The sequence below is a fragment of the Neobacillus driksii genome, assembly GCF_013409995.1.
GTDB lineage: Bacteria > Bacillota > Bacilli > Bacillales > Cytobacillaceae > Neobacillus > Neobacillus driksii.
The window spans coordinates 222,983-243,181 of the sequence record NZ_JACCBX010000002.1; the positions used below are offsets into that span (position 1 = coordinate 222,983).

Genomic DNA, 20,199 nt, shown 5'->3' on the forward strand with positions numbered 1-20,199 from the left:
CTATGATTTCGACCGAACTGAATATTTTGCCTTCGCTTCCAGACGGCGGCTATGCAAGATAGGTTCCGTATATCCACTTGGCTGATCATAGCCCTTAAATACTAAATCACACGCTGCCTGGAAGGCAACTGATTGCTCAAAGTTATCCGCCATTGGTCTGTATGCAGGATCCCCAGCATTTTGTTCATCTACTACCTTCGCCATTCTCTTCAACGTTTCTACCACTTGATCCTTCGTGCAAATTCCGTGGTGCAGCCAGTTCGCAACGTGCTGACTGGAAATACGGAGGGTTGCTCGGTCTTCCATTAATGCAATATTATTAATATCCGGTACCTTTGAACAGCCAATTCCCTGCTCCACCCACCTAACGACATAGCCGAGTATCCCTTGAGCATTATTATCAAGCTCTGCTTGGACTTCCTCTGGACTCCAATTCGTATCGTTAGAAACAGGAATTTGTAAAATATCATCCCGTAAATCAGAAATACTGCCGATAAGATTATTTTGTACATCCTTTACATTGATTTGATGGTAATGCAAAGCATGAAGCGTTGCGGCTGTTGGTGATGGAACCCATGCTGTATTTCCTCCAGCCATTAAATGTCCGATTTTTTGCTCGAGCATGCTCTTCATTAAATCAGGCATTGCCCACATTCCTTTACCGATTTGAGCACGACCTTGGAAGCCGGTAGAAAGACCATTGTTCACATTCGATTTTTCATAGCTTTGCAGCCAAAGCGTGGATTTCATCTCATTCTTGCGGATCATCGCACCTGCTTCCATCGACGTGTGCATTTCATCCCCCGTCCGGTCAAGGAATCCTGTGTTAATAAAGACCACACGCTCCTGTACTTCCTTGATACAGGATTTAAGATTTAATGATGTGCGGCGTTCCTCATCCATGACCCCAATTTTCAGCCTATTTCTGGCTAACCCAAGTAAATCCTCTGTCCGGTTAAAAAGCTCATTTGCGAATGCGACTTCTTCTGGTCCATGCATTTTTGGCTTTACAATATAGACAGAGCCTTTTTCTGAGTTTTTGAACGAAGTATTTCCAATTAGAGAATGCTTTGCACACAGCGAGGTAACAACAGCGTCAATAATACCCTCCTGTACTTCATTCCCGTTACCATCAAGAATGGCATTATTGGTCATCAGATGGCCGACATTGCGAACCAGCATTAAAGCCCGCCCTGGCAAGGTAAATTCACTGCCACTAGGCGACAGATACCTGCGGTCAGGATTGAGTGTCCGGTTTAAGGTTTTATTTCCTTTTGTAAAAGTGGCACTTAGGCTGCCTTTATTTAAACCAAGCCAATTCCGATATACGAGAATCTTATCCTGTGCATCAACTGCTGCCACAGAGTCTTCGCAGTCCATGATTGAAGTAAGAGCCGATTCTAGGAGAAGATCTTTTACACCTGCAGCATCCGTTTTTCCGATTGGATGACTTCGATCGATTTGAATTTCAAAATAGTTATCATTATTTTTCAACAGCACAGCAGAAGGCTGATCTGGCTGACCTTGATAGCCAACGAATTTTTCTTCATTTTTCAAACGGGTAATATCTCCATTACGTAAGGTAACGTTCAAACCTTGGTCAATAGTATAGCGTACTGCCTCTTTATGTGTTCCAACTTGTAGAGGGATTGTCTCATCAAGGAAATTCCTAGCAAATGCGATGACTTTCTCGCCGCGAACAGGATTATATCCACCCTGGTTATCTGCGCCGCCTTCATCACTAATCACATCTGTACCATATAAGGCATCATATAAGCTTCCCCACCGTGCATTTGCAGCATTAATGGCATAGCGGGCATTATCAACAGGCACAACTAATTGAGGGCCAGCTTTTAGTGCGATTTCATCATCTGCTCCTTCAGTAGAAATAGTGAAATCCTCTGGTTCTGGCAGTAGATAGCCGATTTCTTCTAAAAATGCTTTATATCTATCAAAATTAAAATCTTTATTCTCCTGGTGCCATCTATTAATTTTTGTTTGCAGTTCATCCCTTTTTGCAAGCAATTCATTATTCCTTGGAGTCAAGTCCCTGATGATTTTTTCAAACCCTGCCCAAAACGTATCCTGATCCACTTGGCATCCTGGCAATGCTTCAGAATTAATAAATTCATATAATTCACTCGCAACCTGTAAATCTCTTACATTCACATAATTACTCATTCAAACATTCCTCCCTAGCATTTCTACTTCGCATTGATTTCTTTTTTTATTTCCACGCAGCGCCCCGGTGTCGGAAAGAGTTTCCCGGCATTTAAGAGATTATTAGGATTAAATACTTCACGAATATTGGTTTGTGCGAGTATTTCTACGTCTTTAAAAACAAAACGCATTTCTTCACGTTTTTCAATTCCTACCCCATGCTCACCAGTGATTGTTCCGCCAACATCGGCACAAGCCTTCAAACAAAGACTTCCGGCTTCCAGTGCTTTTTCAATCTCACCCGGTTTACGGGCGTCAAATAAAACGAGTGGATGGAGATTCCCATCACCTGCATGAAAAATATTCGCTATCCGCAACCCAGATTCCTCACTAATCTGCGCAATTTTCTTCAGGACCTCCGGAAGCTTGCTTCTCGGAATCACCCCGTCCTGCACTAAATAATCAGGTGAAATGGCACCCATCGCTCCAAATCCTGTTTTACGATTAGCCCACCACCTGCCTCTTTCTGCCTCATCCATGGCGGCACGAACCTCTCGAACATTACTTTTTTTACAAACCGCCAAAATCTGGTTGATCTGTTCCTCTATGCCTGCGGCAATCCCATCAACTTCTATAAGTAAAACCGCTTCAATATCCATTGGATGACCAACAGGAAATGCAGCCGCCTCCACTGCTTCAATTGCTGTTTTGTCCATCATTTCCAGTGCTGCAGGAACAATGCCTGCAGAGATAATATCTGATACTGCTTGACTGCCATCTTCTACCTTGTCAAAATAAGCGAGGACCGTCTGTTTTCCTTCTGGATTTTTTAAAAGGCGAACTGTGATTTTCGTGACAATACCCAGCGTCCCTTCTGAACCGGTCAAGATTCCGAGTAAATCATATCCCGGTTCATCCAAAACACCATTCCTGCCAATCTCAATGATTTCTCCATTCGGAAGCACGACTTCTAAACCAAGAATATGGTTCGTGGTGACTCCGTATTTCAAACAATGTGCACCGCCGGCATTTTCTGCTACATTCCCGCCAATTGTGCAGCAATATTGGCTCGAAGGATCAGGGGCATAATAATAACCTCTATCAGAAATCGAGTTTGTAAGTTTAAGATTGACAAAGCCTGGCTCTACCACCGCTCTACGATTTTCAAGGTCAACACTGATTAGCTTTTTCATCCGCACCATACTGATGATGACTTCACCATTCACAGGAATGGCCCCGCCGCTCAAACCTGTTCCAGCGCCGCGTGCCAGAAATGGGAGACCTTGATCAGAGCAATATTTTACTAGTTTGGAAACTTCCTCGGTATTTTTTGGAAAAACAACGGCCTTTGGCAAATGCTTATGAATTGTAAATCCATCGCAATCATATGCGAGCAGGTCCGCAGTTTTATATAAAATGGAACCTGGTCCGCCTACGATTGCTGCGAGATTGATAATATGCTTGTCAGTGGTATCAATCTTTAAGACGGACATGATAGTCATCCCCTTCTTCTTTTTGATAGGCCCAATCTAGAAGCTGAACGGTGTGAACAATCTTTTGACTTCTTCCGTATTTTTGCACTCCTAATGCCATTTGCATCATGCAGCCGGGATTTCCCATCGAAATCATTTCAACATCCTCTGGAACGTTTTCCATTTTACTTTTAAGAACAGCATCCGCCATTTCAGGATTGGTAATATTATAGATTCCCGCGCTCCCACAGCACCGGTCAGCGTTTGGCATGTGCACCATTTCTACTCCCGGAATATCAAGCAGAATGTCACGAGGTTCCTGCCTCACTCCCTGCCCATGCGCCAGGTGACAGGCATCATGATAGGTGATTCGAGTAGGAATGGCTGCTTTTGGTTTTTCATAGCCGGTGTCGTGCAAGTATTTGGAGATATCCACTACCTTTTTTTCGAATTCTTCTGCTCGTTTTTTCCATTCTGGTTCATCACGGAATAATTCTGTGTATTCCTTCATCATGCATCCGCAGCCAGCCGCATTGACGATGACCTTATCTGCTTTTTCAAAAGCTTCGATATTCTGCTTTGCAAGCTTCCTGCCCATTTCGCGGTCACCGGCATGAACATGCAATGCCCCGCAGCAGGTTTGATTTGACGGAATGCTCACATCATTTCCATTCCGAGTAAGAACATTGATGGTGGATTGATTAATATCACTAAAAAATACATCCATTACACAACCGGTCAATAGCGCGACTTCTTGTTTGGTTTCACCTTTGGCTTTTATAAGCGTTTTCCGAACAGCCCCTTTGACTTCCGGCATAATCGATTCCAGTTCGACTAAATGCTGTGGCATGATATTGATTAGCTTTGTTTTCCGGACCGCCTTTTGCAATCCGCTCCGCTGGTAAAACCGTAACAAACCGCCGAGAGAACGTAAGCGATTATGATGCGGGAACACACCATGTAGAAATAATTTGTTAACTACTCCCTTCCAGCCATTTAGCGGTACCGCTTGACGGATTTGTCCTCTTGCTTCCTCAATCAGCCCGCCAACGTCAATATCCACAGGACAGGCAGTCGTACAGGCACGGCAATCAAGACAGGAAAAAACGGGATTTGCAAAATCTTCATCTACACTAAGCTTTCCTTCTGCTACTGCTTTTATGAGATACACACGTCCTCGGGGTGAGTGCTGCTCTTCCCCAGTTTGTTCATATGTAGGACAAGATTCCAAGCACATCCCACAATGGACACAATCCGCCCACTTATATTCCTGAGGCGGGTCTCGCCACAGATAGTTTCCTAGAGAGGATGTACAAGGCGTTTCTTCGTTTAAATGACTTTCCTTCACACTCACGTTAAATCCCCCCGACATAACGATTCTTGTTCAAGATTATGTTGGTATCGATTTTTTGTTTGATTCCCTCAAAAAGAAAGTGCGCCGCCGTTTTTTCTCCCCAGACATTGATTTCTTTACGGAGGGAAAAGGGAAGGTGCTTTACTACAGCATATCCTCCATGCTTGACTGCACTTTTTCTCATGTGTTGAATCGCAGATAATATATCCTCGGTTGCGCCACGAATGGTCAAGTAGCATATTCCCGTCCCCAAACCGCCATGTGCTTCGATGGAAACATGACAAGCATCAGCGATTAGCTCTGCTTCTTGTAAAATCTTGATTGCATCCAAGTTGACAACGCCAATTTTTAGAACTGCCTCTGTTGTGGTTACGTTTATTAAGCCGTTAGGCTGTTGGTGGTAAAAATGATCCCAGAAGGATTTTGCTTCATTTTGTGATAGGGATCTTAGGGTGGTTTTATCAGGGATTATCTTTTTAATAAAATCCTCTTGGTAGTGTACTGAGCTTTTTACATCTTCAAACGAAATCAGCAATATATATTGATTATTGTTTGTCAAATTCCCAGCTAAGGAGGGGTTTAGTATCTCGAGGGTGATGGGTTCAATCATAGAATCAAGCACTTTTGCTGCAAATGCTCGAATCTCTTCAACATTTCTTTCAGGGAAGGATACAAATAGAATAGATTCATATTTAGCTATCGGGCGCAGCTTTATGGTCACCTGTGATACGACACCGAGGGTACCCATTGCTCCAATAAATAACTTATTCATATCATACCCGGCGACATTTTTTACTACTTTTCCACCCGAACGAATCAGAGTTCCGTCTGGGTACACCATCCGGAGGCCAATCACATTGTCTCTGGCTGATCCGTATCCAAGTCTTTTGGGTCCGCTATCGTTAGCTGAAACAATTCCCCCAATCGTCGCATGTTTTGGATTGTATGGATCTAGCGGGATTTTTTGCTTGTATCGTGCTAAATAGGTTTGGATTTCTTGAAAGGATGTACCAGCTTTTACCGTAATAGTCATATCGCCAGGATTATGCTCAACGATTCCAGTATATTGAGCTAACGTTAAGAGAATGTCTGCTTTTTCAAGCATCCCACCGAATCCTCTTTTTGTACCTCCTCCCATGATGAAAACAGAGTGGCCATTGGTATTGGCATATGCTAAAACAGTTAAAATTTCTTGTTCTGTTTTTGGAAAAATCGTTACTCTACCTGAATTCCCAAGTGGATGATGCTGGTCTTCTTCACTTATCTGTATGTCTTTAAAATACGCTTTTAATTCTGTTAGACTTTCGTCCGTAATCAATCCCTTCACCTCCAGTTGTTGCGTAATAACAAACAGCGTTTCTGCTTTATTGTAAAAAAACCTACACTTTAAGTTTATTTTCCTTGCCTATAATTGTCAATCTATTTAGAAAATTTAAAAATCCCCCCATTTTACTATTGGGGGCGGACAACGATTATGCTTTTTCCAGCACAAAATCTGCTTTAATGGTCCCGATTGTATCATTTCTCGCATTCAATACAGGTGCAATGACATAATCCTTTAAGACTTCAAAAATTTGTTGGTCACCAATACCCAGCTGCTTTAACACTTCCATGGCGGCAACACTTGTGGCACGAGGTGCACCGTCCTCCACTTTTATAGCAATTCCAATGCCCTCTTCTACTAAACCGATACATTGGACAGCTTCAGCACCTGCTTTTGCCACGACCCTACCGTCATAAATTTTCATCAGGTCTGTATCGAAACGATCCGTCCCGCCTACCATCTCAGGATGCTGAATCATGGCATTACGAATGGTTTCTAGTGCTGCCGCACGCTTTAGTGCTAGAGTTTCATTGGGTTTTGCCAGTCTTGCAAAACCTAATGCGGCATGTGATAGGGGCAATTGATGAACAGGTACCCCACAGCCATCCACACTAAGTTGAATTTCTTCCTTTGGAATATTGCAAACATCTTCGATTGTCTCGAGTATTCGCTGCTGCAGCTGGTGATGAATTTCACGGTAGGTTGAAACATCTTCATGCATATAGACAGCAGTTGCCAGCATACCAGAATGCTTTCCAGAACAATTGCTAAACACCGGCGTTAAATCTTTTCCATCACGAATTAACTGCTTATAACTCTCTATATCCCTTGGAATATGCGTTCCGCATTGCAGTGCTTCTTCAGTAAGTCCGATTCGTTCTAAAATATTTAAAACCGCTTCACGGTGAAATTGTTCACCGCTATGGGACGCACAGCTTAAAGACAGTTCAGCTGGAGAATAACGGAAATGCTCGGCCGCTCCCGTTTCAATTAACGGGACAGCTTGGAAAGGTTTCATCGAAGAGCGTGGAAACGTCAGCCTGTCGGGATTTCCATAGGAATATAGCAGTTTCCCTTCATTATTTACCACGGCAATATGTACATCATGACTGCTTTCAAGGTATTCGCCTCTGTATACAAGTATTGGTTTAGACATGTTGATATACTCCTATTCTTTGTTTCTACTTTTTTTAAAAATTATATCAAGCTTTTTAAATAATCAAAATTGTTTTTAGATAAAAAAATCCACCTCTAGGAAATAGGTGGATTAATGTGATCATTAATATTGGTTAATGTTTCTCCGATAGAGTCATGGATTACATAGGAATCTTTGTTATGGTCAAAGGGTGTATCGCCTTTATTGACAATAATCATTGGGGTGCCTTCTCTCCTGTATTGTGGGAACGTAGAGAATGGGGTAACCTTTAAACTTGTTCCCAATACTAATAGGCAGTCCGCCTGATGGATAATGTTAATAATTTTGTTGAAGCCTTCCATCGTAAACCATTCACCGGCATCTCCAAATAGGACGACATCCGGTTTGATGTACCTTTTGTTCTTAGCAGAAGTACTACAGTGGTCACAAACATAAAATTCATCCATCGTGTTTCGTCTGTTGATCATTTCTTCGGTGCTGTAGGTTTTTCGGCAGTTTTGACAGGAAGCTGTTTTCATCGTCCCATGAAATTCAATGACCTGTTTAGAACCTGCCTTTTGATGGAGGCCATCAATATTTTGCGTGATAATATGGCTAACCTTCCCATCCTTTTCCCATTGAGCTAAGATCTCATGTCCTTGGTTAGGGTGTGCCTCTGGGTGGTAAAGATTTTCAATCGCAAACTGATAAAACCCAGCTGGATTTTGATGAAAATTATCGAGTGAGAGAATATATTCAGGGGCCATTTGATAAATCCCTGTTTGTGAACGAAAATCCTTAATGCCTGATTCGGTACTAATTCCTGCACCCGTTAGGACGACAATGTTTTTCGCATTTTGTATCAGGTTCGTGCAGGTTCGAAGCAAACTGCTCTCCATATCACCACTCCTATGAAACTTAGTGCTTTTTTAGGGATATCACCTAATGTAATGCGCGCTATCATCTTGCTAGCATTTAGCTATAAGCCAGTATATCTGGCTACATGCCGGTGTTTTCTGTCATCCGCCAGTGTTTTCTGTCATCCGCCAGTATTTTCTGCCATCCGCCAGTATTCTCCGCTATCCGCTACTAAACCCAACCCATCCGCAACTAATTCCAGCACATCCGCAACTAAATCCCCAAAACCTATTTTAAATCTTCAAACTCCCTAGCAATCCTCTCAAATGCTTCCTTTATCATCGGTCGTGGTGATGGAATACAGATTCTTTGATAGTGCAAGCCTTCTTCTCCGAACATTTTTCCATCTTCCAATAAGACATTGGCTTTGTTGTAGATCCGGTCGTGTACTTCGTCTGGAGATATGCCGTAAGCACTAAAGTCCATCCACATAATATAGGTTCCTTCAGGTATTCTCACCTTTACTTTTGGCATGTTCTCCTCTAAAAAGTCCACTGCCCATTCCATTGTTCCGTCGATATATTCTTTCAGCTGTTCTAACCAATCCTCTCCCTCATGGTAAACGGCGATGAGGGCTGAAACGGTAAAAGGTGATGGTAAATGCATCCCCATAACACCATTGAAGGTCTTCCGCAGCTCAGGATTCGTGATTATTACATTAGTACAATGTAGTCCTGCTACATTAAAGGTCTTGTTAATTGCCGTAAACGTGATAATCTTGTCAGTATGCTCAGGAGCTGCTTTGGCAATCGGAATAAAGGTTTGATTACGCCGGACGATATCGCCATGAATTTCATCAGCTATAATCAGCACATCATTTTTCGCACAAATATCTGCTAATTTTCTTAACTCATCGTTAGTAAATACTCGTCCTGTTGGATTATGCGGGTTACATAAAATAAACATTTTCGTGTTTTCATCTTTTGCCTTTGCTTCAAAATCTTCGAAATCAATCGAATAATAGCCATCATCATCACTTACAAGAGCATTATTCAGGAGCGTTCTTTCGTTTGCATTGATGGATGATGTAAAGGGAGGGTAAACTGGCCGTTGAATGATTACTCCTTCTCCTGGTTTTGTAAGTGCCCTTACCGCAACATTCAACGCATGAACCGTTCCTGGACTATAAACGATTTCTTCCTTCTTGAACTCCCAATCATGTCTCTTTTTGAACCAATGCTGTACAGCTTCAAAATACTCATCAGGAAATACAGAATAACCGAAAATTCGATGATCAACGGTCTTATGTAAGGCGTCAATTAACGGTTGAGGAACTGGTAAATCCATGTCAGCTGTAAATAACGGGATGGTATCTTCATCGTATCTTTCCGTAAAACCCATATTTTTTAAGATTTGACCCCCATCCCACTTTATAGAATAAGTACCTCTTCGATTCACAATCTCATCAAAATTATATTTCATCTTATCCGCCCCTTCGTTCGTTATTTTACAATGCTTCTAATTTCTAATGTATGCTTTATATATGTAGATTTCAATAAAAATAAGTGCCAGGATTTTTCCTAGCACTTTTTCCTTCTATATTAATTTGCTTTTTAAAGAATTTCTAATACCTATTTTTCCTCCATGATCGAGTTTATTTTCCAAATGATGATCAAAGACAATGATATTTTTAAATTCGGCAAAAAGAATATCTCCCCTTTTGATGGGCGTCATATTTTGATATTGCTCGATACTCATCTCTGCTTCAAAAAGAGCGCCAGTATCCTGTCGTCTTAATTCGACCCTGACAGTGGAACCAATAATATGAATATGTGAAACCTCTGATAAAATGCTGTTTCCTTGGGATATTTTACGCAAAACAATTTCGTGCGGGCGAATATAGCTGATGGCAGCCGACGCCTCAGTATCGCGGAACTCGTTGACTCTTCCTAAGAAACTATATACAAAAGCGTTTGCTGGTTTTTGATACACTTCCTCTGGAGAGCCAATTTGTTCAATCTTTCCTTGATTCATCACGACCACAGTATCAGCCATTTCTAATGCCTCTTCCTGGTCATGGGTGACAAAAATGGTGGTAATGTTAAGCCTTTGGTGAATCTCCCTTAACCAATGACGCAATTCCTGACGAACCTTCGCATCGAGTGCTCCAAACGGTTCGTCTAGAAGCAGGACTTCTGGTTCTACAGCAAGTGCCCTTGCTAATGCAATCCGTTGCCTTTGTCCCCCTGAAAGCTGTGAAGGATAGCGATTTGCCAGCTGTTCTAATTGAACGAGCTTCAACAATTCGTTTACCTTATCGGCAATTTCTTTTTTAGAAGGACGAGTTTTCCTCGGTCTTACCTTTAATCCAAAAGCGATATTATCAAATATCGTCATATGCTTAAATAGCGCATAATTTTGAAAAACAAACCCTACATTCCGTTCTTTTATCGTCTTATAGGTGTAATCCTTGTCATTGAAAAAAATTCCACCCGTATCTAACCCCTCTAACCCCGCAATCAGCCTCAGAAGTGTTGTTTTACCCGAACCAGATGGACCTAATAAAGCCACAAAATCGCCTGTCGGAATTTCTAGATTGACATTGTTGACGGCTGGAAAGTTTCCGAACGCCTTCGATACATCCTTGATTGTAATCCCCATCTCTACGATCCTCCATTTTAATGACACATGATTCTCTTTTAATGTTTTTTCGTTTTCCACTCCACAACACTTTTTAAAATTAACGTCAGTATGGCTAGAAGCGCGAGTAAGGAAGCTGCCGCAAAAGCTGCCGTAAAATTATATTCGTTATACAAAATTTCAACATGAAGTGGAATGGTATTCGTTAGACCTCTAATATGGCCAGAAACCACCGATACCGCTCCGAATTCACCCATGGCTCGAGCGTTACAAAGAATGACTCCGTAAAGTAAGCCCCACTTAATATTGGGCAATGTCACCCGAAAAAACATTTGCCAGCCGCTTGCACCCAGCGTAATGGCTGCTTGTTCTTCTTCTGTTCCTTGTTCCTCCATAATGGGGAGCAGTTCTCTTACCACAAATGGAAACGTAACAAATATAGTAGCTAAAATGATTCCTGGTACTGCAAAGATAATTTTAATATCATTTGCCTCTAAAAACGGACCCAATACTCCCCGTGAACCAAACAAAAGAACAAAAACGAGGCCTGCAATAACCGGTGAAACTGCAAACGGGATGTCAATTAACGTAATTAAAATATTTTTACCTCTAAAATTAAACTTGGTAATCGACCAAGCGGCCAGTACCCCGAAAATGGTGTTAACTGGAATCGTTATCGCAGCAGTAAGTAACGTTAGCTTAATCGCCGATAAGGCATCACGTTCTGTCAAAGATGCGAAGTATAGCTCAATTCCCTTATTTAGTCCCTCAGAAAAAACAGCGATTAAAGGCACAAGTATGAATAATCCTAGAAAGCCTAAGGCAATGGTGATTAATGCCCACTTTTTTAGGAGATCTGGTTCGGCATTGGCTTTTACATTTTTCTCTCGAAGCTCTTGAACAATCATATTCCCCTATCTCCTCTAGTTCATCTGATACTTTTTCGTTGTTCTCCATTGCCAGAAATTAATTAAGAATAATAGAACAAATGAAAATACAAGCATGACAACCGCGATCGCGGCGGCACCCGCATAATTGAATTGCTCTAATTTCGTTATGATCAGCAATGGAACAATTTCCGTTTTCATCGGCATGTTGCCGGATATGAAGACAACAGAGCCATATTCACCCAAAGCCCTTGCAAAGGCAAGGGCAAATCCTGTTAGGATAGCGGGGAAAATGGCCGGTAAGATAATTTTCACGAAAATCTGCGTCGAACTGGCCCCAAGTGTAGAAGCTGCCTCCTCATACTGTCGATCTAAATCCTGCAATACCGGTTGAACCGACCGTACCACAAAAGGGAGTCCGATAAACGTTAAGGCTACCATAATACCGAGTGGCGTATACGCTACCTTTATCCCCATGGCTTCAAAGTATTGCCCAATCCAGCCATTAGGAGCATAAATGGTGGTAAGTGCAATCCCTGCCACCGCCGTTGGAAGGGCAAACGGTAAATCGACTAGGGCATCAATGATTCGCTTCCCATAAAAATCGTACCTTACTAATACCCATGCAATCAGTGTCCCGAATACCGCATTCACCAAAGCTGCGATTAAAGAAGTATAAATTGTCAATTTATAGGAAGCGACCACTCTGTCGTCGGTAACGGTCTCCCAAAAATCAGCCAGGCTGAGCGTCGATGCTTTTAAAAATAGGAATGCAATCGGAATCAACACGATTAGGCTTAGATAAATGAGTGTGTATCCCATGGAAAGACCAAATCCTGGTAAAACTCGATGTCGCTTTCTCTTATTAGCCACTTAAAACTCTCCTTTATTCTTACGGTTTGTAGATTTCGTCAAAGACACCGCCATCATCGAAATGGATCTTCTGGGCATTTTTCCAGCCGCCAAAAACTTCGTCAATCGTAAATAAGTTTATTTTAGGGAATTGGTCTTCGTACTTTTTAGCTACTTCTTCAGAACGCGGACGGTAATAATTTTTAGCCGCAATTTCTTGACCTTCCTCTGTATATAGATAGTCTAAATAGGCTTTCGCAACTTCTTCTGTTCCGTGTTTCTTAGCTGTTTCATCAACAACGGTGACAGGTGGCTCCGCTAAGATACTTACAGATGGAACAACAATTTCAAATTCATCTTTGCCTAATTCATTTAACGCTAGAAATGCTTCATTTTCCCATGCTATCAATACATCACCGATTCCTCTTTCCACAAATGTGGTGGTAGAACCGCGTGCACCTGAATCTAAAACAGGGACGTTTTTAAAGAGTTTGGTGACAAATTCTTTTGCTTTTGCTTCGTCTCCGTTATTTTGCTCTAGTGCATATCCCCAGGCCGCCAGGTAATTCCATCTTGCTCCGCCAGATGTTTTAGGGTTAGGAGTAATCACGGATACATCATTTTTCACGAGATCGTCCCAGTCTTTAATACCTTTTGGGTTGCCTTTTCTAACAAGAAACACAATCGTAGAAGTGTAAGGAGAACTGTTGTTATCTAATCGTTCCTGCCAATTTACTGGAAGCTTTCCTGCTTCCGCGATAACGTCGATATCATAAGCAAGTGCCAGAGTGACAACATCGGCCTCTAAACCGTCAATAACAGATCTTGACTGCTTACCGGAACCACCATGAGATTGATTAATGGTTACTTTTTGCCCTTTTTCTTCTTCCCAATAAGCAGCAAAGCTCTTGTTGTATTCCTCATAAAATTCTCTTGTTGGATCGTAGGATACGTTTAATAGTTCCACTTCTTTTTTTACAGCAGGAGCTTCTGTATCTTTCTCAGTTGTGGTTGTGGTTGTACTTTGATTCGAGCACGCGGCCACGAAAAGGAAAGTTAGCGATAATAGTGTAATCCAAATTTTTTTCATCATATTTATTGACCCCTCTATTCGTTTAGTGGGCTTTTTCCAATAAAAAAAGCCCCATTAGTTCACACATGTACATACCAAATATGTACAAGTTACTAAAGGGCCTTCGGGTGTCCGATCGGCAGTTATTCATAATGTTCATTACCTGCTTTTAGATTGATTTGATAATGGCGTTATCTGTTTGCTTTTTAGCGGCAAACGGTGCTTTTCTAAGCGGTCAATTTGGGTAATTTGTGAATCGTGAACGGTAATTTGGACGGTACCAAATTCCAAACCTTCTAGTAAACTAGCTATTTTTTCCATCACTTGTTGATCCAGACGCACTTTTGACGACAATGATATCCTCTCCTTCTAACTTCGTAATTCGGTTTAAAAGTAAATCCTCCAGTGTGGTTCTCTCTAAAACAAAAGCAATTGTATCACGTACCATTGACCACAACGGCTTTAATTGACATCCCCCCTCTAATGGACATGGCTCATATTTCGTAATAGACGCACAGCTCATTGGTGACAGAGGACCTTCCAAATCCCGAATTACTTCCCCGATATTGATTTCTGCAGGTTCTCGTTGGAGCATATAACCGCCCTTAGCACCTCGCTTGCTCGTAACATAACCCAGCTTTTTTAATTGAAGCAGGATTTGTTCCAAATAATGAATGCTAACCAGTGTTTTTTCAGAAATCTCTTGAATTCCTAGTACATTTCCTTGATGGTTTCCCAGCTGAAGTAAAGCTCGTAGTGCATATTCACCTTTGCTCGATACCTTCATTCCATCCCTCCTCCATTAATGTTGAGTATTTCAGTCAACATTCACTCCTAAAAATAATCCACTTGAGTTCTGAAAAAATGGATTTAAGATAGTTATAAAATATGCAGGGGTTACTGAAAGGGCACTTGTCTATTGCGCCCTTTTCTGAATCTTACGTAGTCAAACCTTTTTAATTCCGATTAAATCTATGGGTTTAATATAAAACATATATTAATTGTTATTATTAGAAAAATCAATACATTTTTTACAAAATAAAAAATAATCTTTTCAATCATTTTTTTGAAGGAACTGTCCCTCATTCATCATACTCGTCTCTTCTCAGGGAATACTAAATCTTATGCAAGTGTAAATCGGGAGGTATGAATGAAAAATGAGTAAAAATTCAGTATCCATTTTTGCCTTAGGAGGCATTAATGAAATCGGTAAAAACATGTATGTTATTGAGTGTGAGAACGATATTATTCTTATCGATTGCGGCGGGAAATTCCCGGACGAGAGTTTGATGGGTATTGACCTAATAATCCCTGATATGACGTATTTAGAGGAAAACCAGGACAAAATCCGGGCGATGCTCGTGACTCATGGGCATGAAGATCATATCGGTGGTATACCTTTCTTTTTAAAAAGATTTAATCATGTTCCGATATATGCTACTCGTTTTACCTTAGGATTAATTGAATTAAAGTTAGAAGAGCATCGCCTTCTTCGGGATACAGAGCTGGTGACCATTCACTCTGATTCAAAGCTTGAATTTGGGAAAATTGGTGTGTCTTTCTTCAAAGTGAGTCATAGCATCCCTGACTGCTTAGGTATTGTCTTTCACACTCCAGAAGGGAATGTCGTCCATACCGGTGACTTCAAATTTGATTTAACACCTTCAAATGACCAGTTTAGTGATATTCATAAAATGGCGGCAATCGGCGAACAAGGTGTTATCGCCTTAATATCAGAAAGTACCAATGCCGAACGTAAGGGTTTATCTCCATCTGAGCAAATGGTAGGTGACCATTTATTAGAGGCCTTTATAAAAGCAGATGGAAAGATTATTCTTTCCACTTTTGCGTCAAACGTGAACCGTGTTCAGCAGGTGGTTGAGGCAGCGATAAAGACAAACCGTAAGCTTGCGTTACTTGGAAGAAGCATGGTGAACGTAGTGGATGTTGCAATGGAGCGCGGATACTTAGATATGCCAGAAGGTATGCTCATCAGTGCGAATGAGATTGAACAATTTCCTCCTGATAAGGTTGCGATTCTCTGTACTGGAAGTCAGGGAGAGCCGAATGCTGCGCTCGCACGGTTATCAACAGGAAATTATCGTGATGCAACCATTTACCCTGGGGACACCGTTGTTTTAGCAGCGTCGCCTATCCCAGGAAATGAAAAAGGTGTTTCCAAGATTATCGACAACTTATTTCAACTTGGGGCTAAGGTCATTTATGGCTCTGGCAGTTCAACCGGCATGCACGTTTCTGGTCATGGCTACCAGGAAGACCTGAAACTGATGCTGACCCTGATGAAGCCAACCTATTTTATCCCGATTCACGGGGAATACAGAATGCTCCATCATCATAAGCAGTTGGCAGAATCCGTTGGGGTTGAAAAAGGAAATACATTCATTATTAAAAATGGAGACGTTGTTGATATTGAAAATTCAGTGGCAAGACAGACTCGGAATATTCCTGCTGGAGATACGTATGTAGATGGCATTAGTGTTGGCGATGTCGGAGAAATTGTTTTACGAGACCGAAGACAGCTCTCTGAAGATGGGATGCTTGTCATTGTGTTAACCATCAGCAAATCCGATCGAAAAATAATCCAAGGTCCTGACACGATTACCCGTGGATTTGTCTATGTAAAGGAATCCGAGGATTTAATTAGAGAAATTAACCGCCTAGTTAAGAAAGTGATTCTTGAATTAGAATCAGATAATATTCGCCAGTGGAACGTGATGAAGCAAAATATTAAAAAATCAGTCGGGCAGTATTTGTTTAAGCATACGAAGAGAAAACCGATGATTCTCCCGATTATCCTCGAAATCTAAAGCAAATGTCAGGCACTTGGGAGTGTGCCTGACATTTTCATTTTTTTACGACTACGCAGATATAATGTTAATAACGAAAATTTATCTTGATTTCAGGGCGAATTTATTTTACAGTTAATCGAAATTGGCTATACTCCTAATAGAATTGGAGGAAAGAAAATGTTTCGTTTACTACGTTTAATTGCCTTATTATTTTTACTATATATTTCCTGGCCTTTTATCACAAAACAGCTCGATAATTCCGACATTCATGCTAATTTTGTATCGTCGTTAAAAGAAAGCCTAGAAGCACCTGAAACAATTAGTGTTTTATATGATGATATCCAGCAGATGTTGAAACAGCTTGGCTTTCAAGTAGAGGAAATGCCTTTGACTCCGGAAGAATCGACTGAAACACCGCAGAAAAAGGTGGAATTAACACCACCGGTTGAACAAACTTTTTCTGTTCATAATATAGAGCTTGGGAATGTAAAGACTGATATCGAGCATAATTTGGGACTAGCAAAACGGACTTCGCTCAATGAATATGGGACAAATTGGCATGCCTATCATGACAATTACCATAATTTTTTTATGGTGATGTACGATGACAATTATCAAGCTGCCGGTCTATACACAAACCAAGATTTATTGACTTCCACCAACGGTATTAAAATAGGTACTTCATCAAAAGAAAGTGTCCGTAGTATTCTTGGTGAACCGATAACGAAAGTCCAAAAAGGAATGGTCATTTACCAGCTGCAAGAGGATAGTGACAATGATTTATTTTTGCTCGATGACGCCTATGTGACAATTTTTTACGATAAACACGAAAACAATACGGTCACAGCGATACAAATCATCAGCAATACGATGGAGGACAACAAAAAAGACTTTTACACGGAAGCATCGCCAACCTTAAAAGAAGGTTTCGAATATCAAATGTTTGATTTAACGAATGCAACCCGGGTGAATCACCAGCTCCCTATCCTCACATGGGATGATCATGTCCGCGAAACGGCTCGCGAGCATAGTGCTGATATGGCCGAACATGATTATTTCGATCATACAAATCTTCAAGGACAATCACCATTTGATCGTATGAAAGAGGACGCTGTTGCGTTTCATACTGCAGGGGAAAATCTCGCATATGGTCAATTAAGCAGTATTTTTGCCCATGAAGGATTAATGAATTCACTAGGACACCGTGAAAATATCCTACGTCAAGAATATGAGTACTTAGGAGTCGGTGTCGCATTTAATGAAAAATCACAGCCTTATTATACCCAGAATTATTATGCCAATTAGTGACACGAATTTGAGATAATCATTTAGGGAAAATTAAATACGAGCAATTATACATTGCTCAAAAAACTTCGTCGGGAGTGATGTATCATGGCTAGAAACAAACTATTGGTTCCTGGTGCAGACAATGTTCTGAATCAAATGAAGGAAGAAATCGCCAACGAGTTTGGAGTTCAACTTGGTGCTGATACGACCGCACGAGCAAACGGCTCAGTCGGTGGCGAAATGACCAAACGTCTTGTCGCGTTGGCTGAACAAACATTACGAAATCAACAAGGTATTTAACTGTGATTTCACTAAGAAAAGCGGAAGCGCCTCTAGGCGCTGAAGCTAGACAGGAAAATGGGCTGTCCGAATTACTCGGACAGCCTTTTTCTTATCCTCTTAAGATGGGCAGCGTACAGCAGCGGAAAGATCCACCTGATTTAATGATCTCTGATATATCCACTTCAATCACTTCAAATCCACGGTTTCGCAGATTTTGATTCACTTGTTTATTAATCGGTAAACTTAAAATTTTCTTATTCCCTATACACAACACATTTGTTCCTAGTGTAAATTGTTCTTCCTCTGATACCTCAATTAATTCATAGCGAGACGAAAAAAGGTGTACATCCTCCTCTGTTAAGGCGGGCCGATAAATCAGGGCAGTATCAGGAGATATGACATTAAATACACAATCCAAATGGAGATATCTTTCCTTAAAAGGGATGGGTTTTACATCGTATTGGATTAGAAGACCTTGCAAATGTTCTACGGCATCCTGATGAGTCCGGTTACTTAAACCAACGTAAATGGTCTCCCCATCTATGATTACATCTCCACCTTCAATCCTGTCTTCCGCCAAATTGTAGTAAGACATTTCTTCATCATCAAGCCACTGTTTTAAAACATCTTCCTCCCCGATACGAACATCGTGAGCCATTTTCGCAACAAAAATGGTTTGTCCGAGGGTAAAGCCAATATCACGCGTAAATACCTGCTCTGGGTATTTTTTATGATAAGGTAATAAAACAACCTCTATTCCATTGGATTCTAAGGTTCTAACAAAATCCCTATGTTGTTCCAAAGCACGTTTAATATGTATCCCTTCATCCTTAAATTCCTTTTGTGTTTCGTTGATAACCTCACGTATGGTCATATATTGGGGCTGACAAAGGATTACACGGTTTAATGTATCATACTCGTTTGCACAAAATGTATTATGATTTAGCGTCATGCTGCTCCTCCTAAATAATCTTCTTTTATAGGATTACTTAAACAAATTCTCCCATTCATTCATAGAGTAATAAAAAGTGTTTCATTTAATGATGGTGGTGATGATTCTATGTTTGAAGTGAAGAAATCAAAGTATGGCAGAGGAATATTTGCTACCCGTGATATAAAAAGAGGTGAGCTCATTCATGAAGCACCCGTGATTATTTCCGGTAAAGATGAGTATAAATATTTGAAAAAAACCATCATGATTGAATATGTATTCTGGTGGGGTGAAGATTTAGACGAATGTGCCTTAGCACTTGGATACGGTTCGCTGTTTAATCACTCCTACACCCCTAATGCGTTATATAAGCTTAATTTAAAAAACCAAACCATTGATATTTATGCCTATCGTGATATCAAAAAAGAAGATGAAATTTTAATCAATTACAATGGTGACCCTGAAGATGATGAACCCATGTGGTTTGATGTTTTCTAATCAGCTCCTCTCCCTCATAGCTTTCATAAATGTTTGAATTTTTGCATCCGTTGTTTAATCTGCCTATAAAAACACAAAAAAGCATCCAGTGAAAATTGGATGCTTTAACCTGTTGGTAATTTCATTTTATCCATAATGGAAGATAAATAATTTTTGACTAATCCCGTTTTGTTACTTTGAGTGGATTCCTTCGCCAGCTGGTTGACATTTTCTTCAACAGAATCCTCGTCCATGAGCTCTTCGGAATAAATTCGCTTGCCAGCTATAATGCTTCGAATGGAAGAAGCTAATTCCTCACTAGGATTGTCCTTCAGTAAATATCCCCGCACATCAGCCTTCATCGCACGTTTAAAATATCCTGGTCGTGCAAAGGTGGTTAGAATAATTACCTTACAGTTAGTACGCTGCAACTCTTCTGCCGCCTCGAGACCTGTCTTTTCAGGCATTTCGATGTCCATAATACAAACATCAGGCATCAAGTTTCTCACCAGAGTAAGTGCCTCTTCCCCATTACCTGCCTGACCAACTACTTCGATATCCTCTTCCAAGTTCAACAGATTACCCATGGCCTCTAACAGCAGCGCCTGATCCTCTGCGATTACAATTCGAATCATCTTCAATCTCTCCTTATCAGGCA

At 40.9% G+C, this 20,199-nt stretch carries 19 protein-coding genes; 4 read left to right on the forward strand and 15 right to left on the reverse strand.

Going from position 1 to position 20,199, the window contains the following annotated elements:
- The 13 genes from F4694_RS04315 to F4694_RS04375 all read right to left on the reverse strand — a co-directional run bounded on the left by F4694_RS04315 (window position 1) and on the right by F4694_RS04375 (window position 14,541).
- Entirely contained in the window at window positions 1–2,181 is a 2,181-nt protein-coding gene (locus F4694_RS04315; protein WP_179595670.1) for a malate synthase G, read from the reverse strand.
- A 23-nt stretch (window positions 2,182–2,204) separates the two neighbouring features.
- Window positions 2,205–3,653, reverse strand: coding sequence for an FAD-linked oxidase C-terminal domain-containing protein (locus tag F4694_RS04320; RefSeq protein ID WP_179595671.1), 1,449 nt, complete (start codon window positions 3,651–3,653; stop codon window positions 2,205–2,207).
- Window positions 3,634–4,986, reverse strand: a complete 1,353-nt coding sequence (locus F4694_RS04325) for a (Fe-S)-binding protein (RefSeq protein WP_179595672.1) — start codon at window positions 4,984–4,986, stop codon at window positions 3,634–3,636. Before F4694_RS04325 ends, F4694_RS04320 begins: the two co-directional genes overlap by 20 nt.
- 1 nt (window position 4,987) lies before the next feature.
- A complete protein-coding gene (locus tag F4694_RS04330) occupies window positions 4,988–6,304 on the reverse strand; it encodes an FAD-binding oxidoreductase (protein WP_179595673.1) in 1,317 nt (438 codons plus the stop codon).
- Between the two features lie 154 nt (window positions 6,305–6,458).
- Window positions 6,459–7,466: an asparaginase gene (locus F4694_RS04335; protein WP_179595674.1), complete on the reverse strand. Its 1,008-nt coding sequence runs from the start codon at window positions 7,464–7,466 to the stop codon at window positions 6,459–6,461.
- A gap of 95 nt (window positions 7,467–7,561) precedes the next feature.
- Complete coding sequence (locus F4694_RS04340) at window positions 7,562–8,344, reverse strand: NAD-dependent protein deacylase (RefSeq protein WP_179595675.1); 783 nt, start codon at window positions 8,342–8,344, stop codon at window positions 7,562–7,564.
- Window positions 8,345–8,591: 247 nt separating this feature from the next.
- Window positions 8,592–9,785: a MalY/PatB family protein gene (locus F4694_RS04345; protein WP_179595676.1), complete on the reverse strand. Its 1,194-nt coding sequence runs from the start codon at window positions 9,783–9,785 to the stop codon at window positions 8,592–8,594.
- A gap of 114 nt (window positions 9,786–9,899) precedes the next feature.
- On the reverse strand, window positions 9,900–10,964 hold the full coding sequence (locus F4694_RS04350; RefSeq protein WP_179595677.1) for a sulfate/molybdate ABC transporter ATP-binding protein: 1,065 nt from the start codon (window positions 10,962–10,964) through the stop codon (window positions 9,900–9,902).
- Window positions 10,965–11,002: 38 nt separating this feature from the next.
- Window positions 11,003–11,851 carry a sulfate ABC transporter permease subunit CysW gene (gene cysW / locus F4694_RS04355; RefSeq protein ID WP_179595678.1) on the reverse strand — a complete coding sequence of 283 codons (849 nt, stop codon included), beginning with the start codon at window positions 11,849–11,851 and terminating at the stop codon, window positions 11,003–11,005.
- 15 nt (window positions 11,852–11,866) lie between these two features.
- Window positions 11,867–12,703: a sulfate ABC transporter permease subunit CysT gene (gene cysT / locus F4694_RS04360; RefSeq protein ID WP_179595679.1), complete on the reverse strand. Its 837-nt coding sequence runs from the start codon at window positions 12,701–12,703 to the stop codon at window positions 11,867–11,869.
- 19 nt (window positions 12,704–12,722) lie between these two features.
- Window positions 12,723–13,775: a sulfate ABC transporter substrate-binding protein gene (locus F4694_RS04365; protein ID WP_218895510.1), complete on the reverse strand. Its 1,053-nt coding sequence runs from the start codon at window positions 13,773–13,775 to the stop codon at window positions 12,723–12,725.
- A 138-nt stretch (window positions 13,776–13,913) separates the two neighbouring features.
- Window positions 13,914–14,075 carry a YezD family protein gene (locus F4694_RS04370; protein ID WP_373459817.1) on the reverse strand — a complete coding sequence of 54 codons (162 nt, stop codon included), beginning with the start codon at window positions 14,073–14,075 and terminating at the stop codon, window positions 13,914–13,916.
- A complete protein-coding gene (locus tag F4694_RS04375; protein WP_179595681.1) occupies window positions 14,059–14,541 on the reverse strand; it encodes an RrF2 family transcriptional regulator in 483 nt (160 codons plus the stop codon). The genes F4694_RS04370 and F4694_RS04375 overlap by 17 nt, the downstream gene beginning before the upstream one ends.
- A gap of 370 nt (window positions 14,542–14,911) precedes the next feature.
- Between F4694_RS04375 and F4694_RS04380 the strand changes: the two genes are divergently transcribed.
- From F4694_RS04380 to F4694_RS04390, 3 genes are all read left to right on the forward strand, one after another.
- On the forward strand, window positions 14,912–16,582 hold the full coding sequence (locus tag F4694_RS04380) for a ribonuclease J (RefSeq protein ID WP_179595682.1): 1,671 nt from the start codon (window positions 14,912–14,914) through the stop codon (window positions 16,580–16,582).
- Window positions 16,583–16,741: 159 nt separating this feature from the next.
- Window positions 16,742–17,869 (forward strand): CAP domain-containing protein, encoded by a 1,128-nt coding sequence (locus F4694_RS04385; RefSeq protein WP_179595683.1) that lies wholly within the window; start codon window positions 16,742–16,744, stop codon window positions 17,867–17,869.
- A gap of 87 nt (window positions 17,870–17,956) precedes the next feature.
- Complete coding sequence (locus tag F4694_RS04390; protein ID WP_063251859.1) at window positions 17,957–18,151, forward strand: alpha/beta-type small acid-soluble spore protein; 195 nt, start codon at window positions 17,957–17,959, stop codon at window positions 18,149–18,151.
- A 91-nt stretch (window positions 18,152–18,242) separates the two neighbouring features.
- On the opposite strand, the gene F4694_RS04395 is transcribed toward F4694_RS04390, so the two are convergent.
- The gene (locus F4694_RS04395; RefSeq protein ID WP_179595684.1) at window positions 18,243–19,085 is read right to left on the reverse strand and encodes a dimethylarginine dimethylaminohydrolase family protein; all 843 of its coding nucleotides are present in this window, start codon (window positions 19,083–19,085) and stop codon (window positions 18,243–18,245) included.
- Window positions 19,086–19,193: 108 nt separating this feature from the next.
- Here F4694_RS04395 and F4694_RS04400 point away from each other — a divergent pair, with 108 nt between their 5' ends.
- A complete protein-coding gene (locus F4694_RS04400; RefSeq protein ID WP_179595685.1) occupies window positions 19,194–19,562 on the forward strand; it encodes an SET domain-containing protein in 369 nt (122 codons plus the stop codon).
- Between the two features lie 104 nt (window positions 19,563–19,666).
- On the opposite strand, the gene F4694_RS04405 is transcribed toward F4694_RS04400, so the two are convergent.
- Window positions 19,667–20,176, reverse strand: coding sequence for a response regulator (locus tag F4694_RS04405; RefSeq protein ID WP_179595686.1), 510 nt, complete (start codon window positions 20,174–20,176; stop codon window positions 19,667–19,669).
- Window positions 20,177–20,199 lie beyond the last annotated feature (23 nt).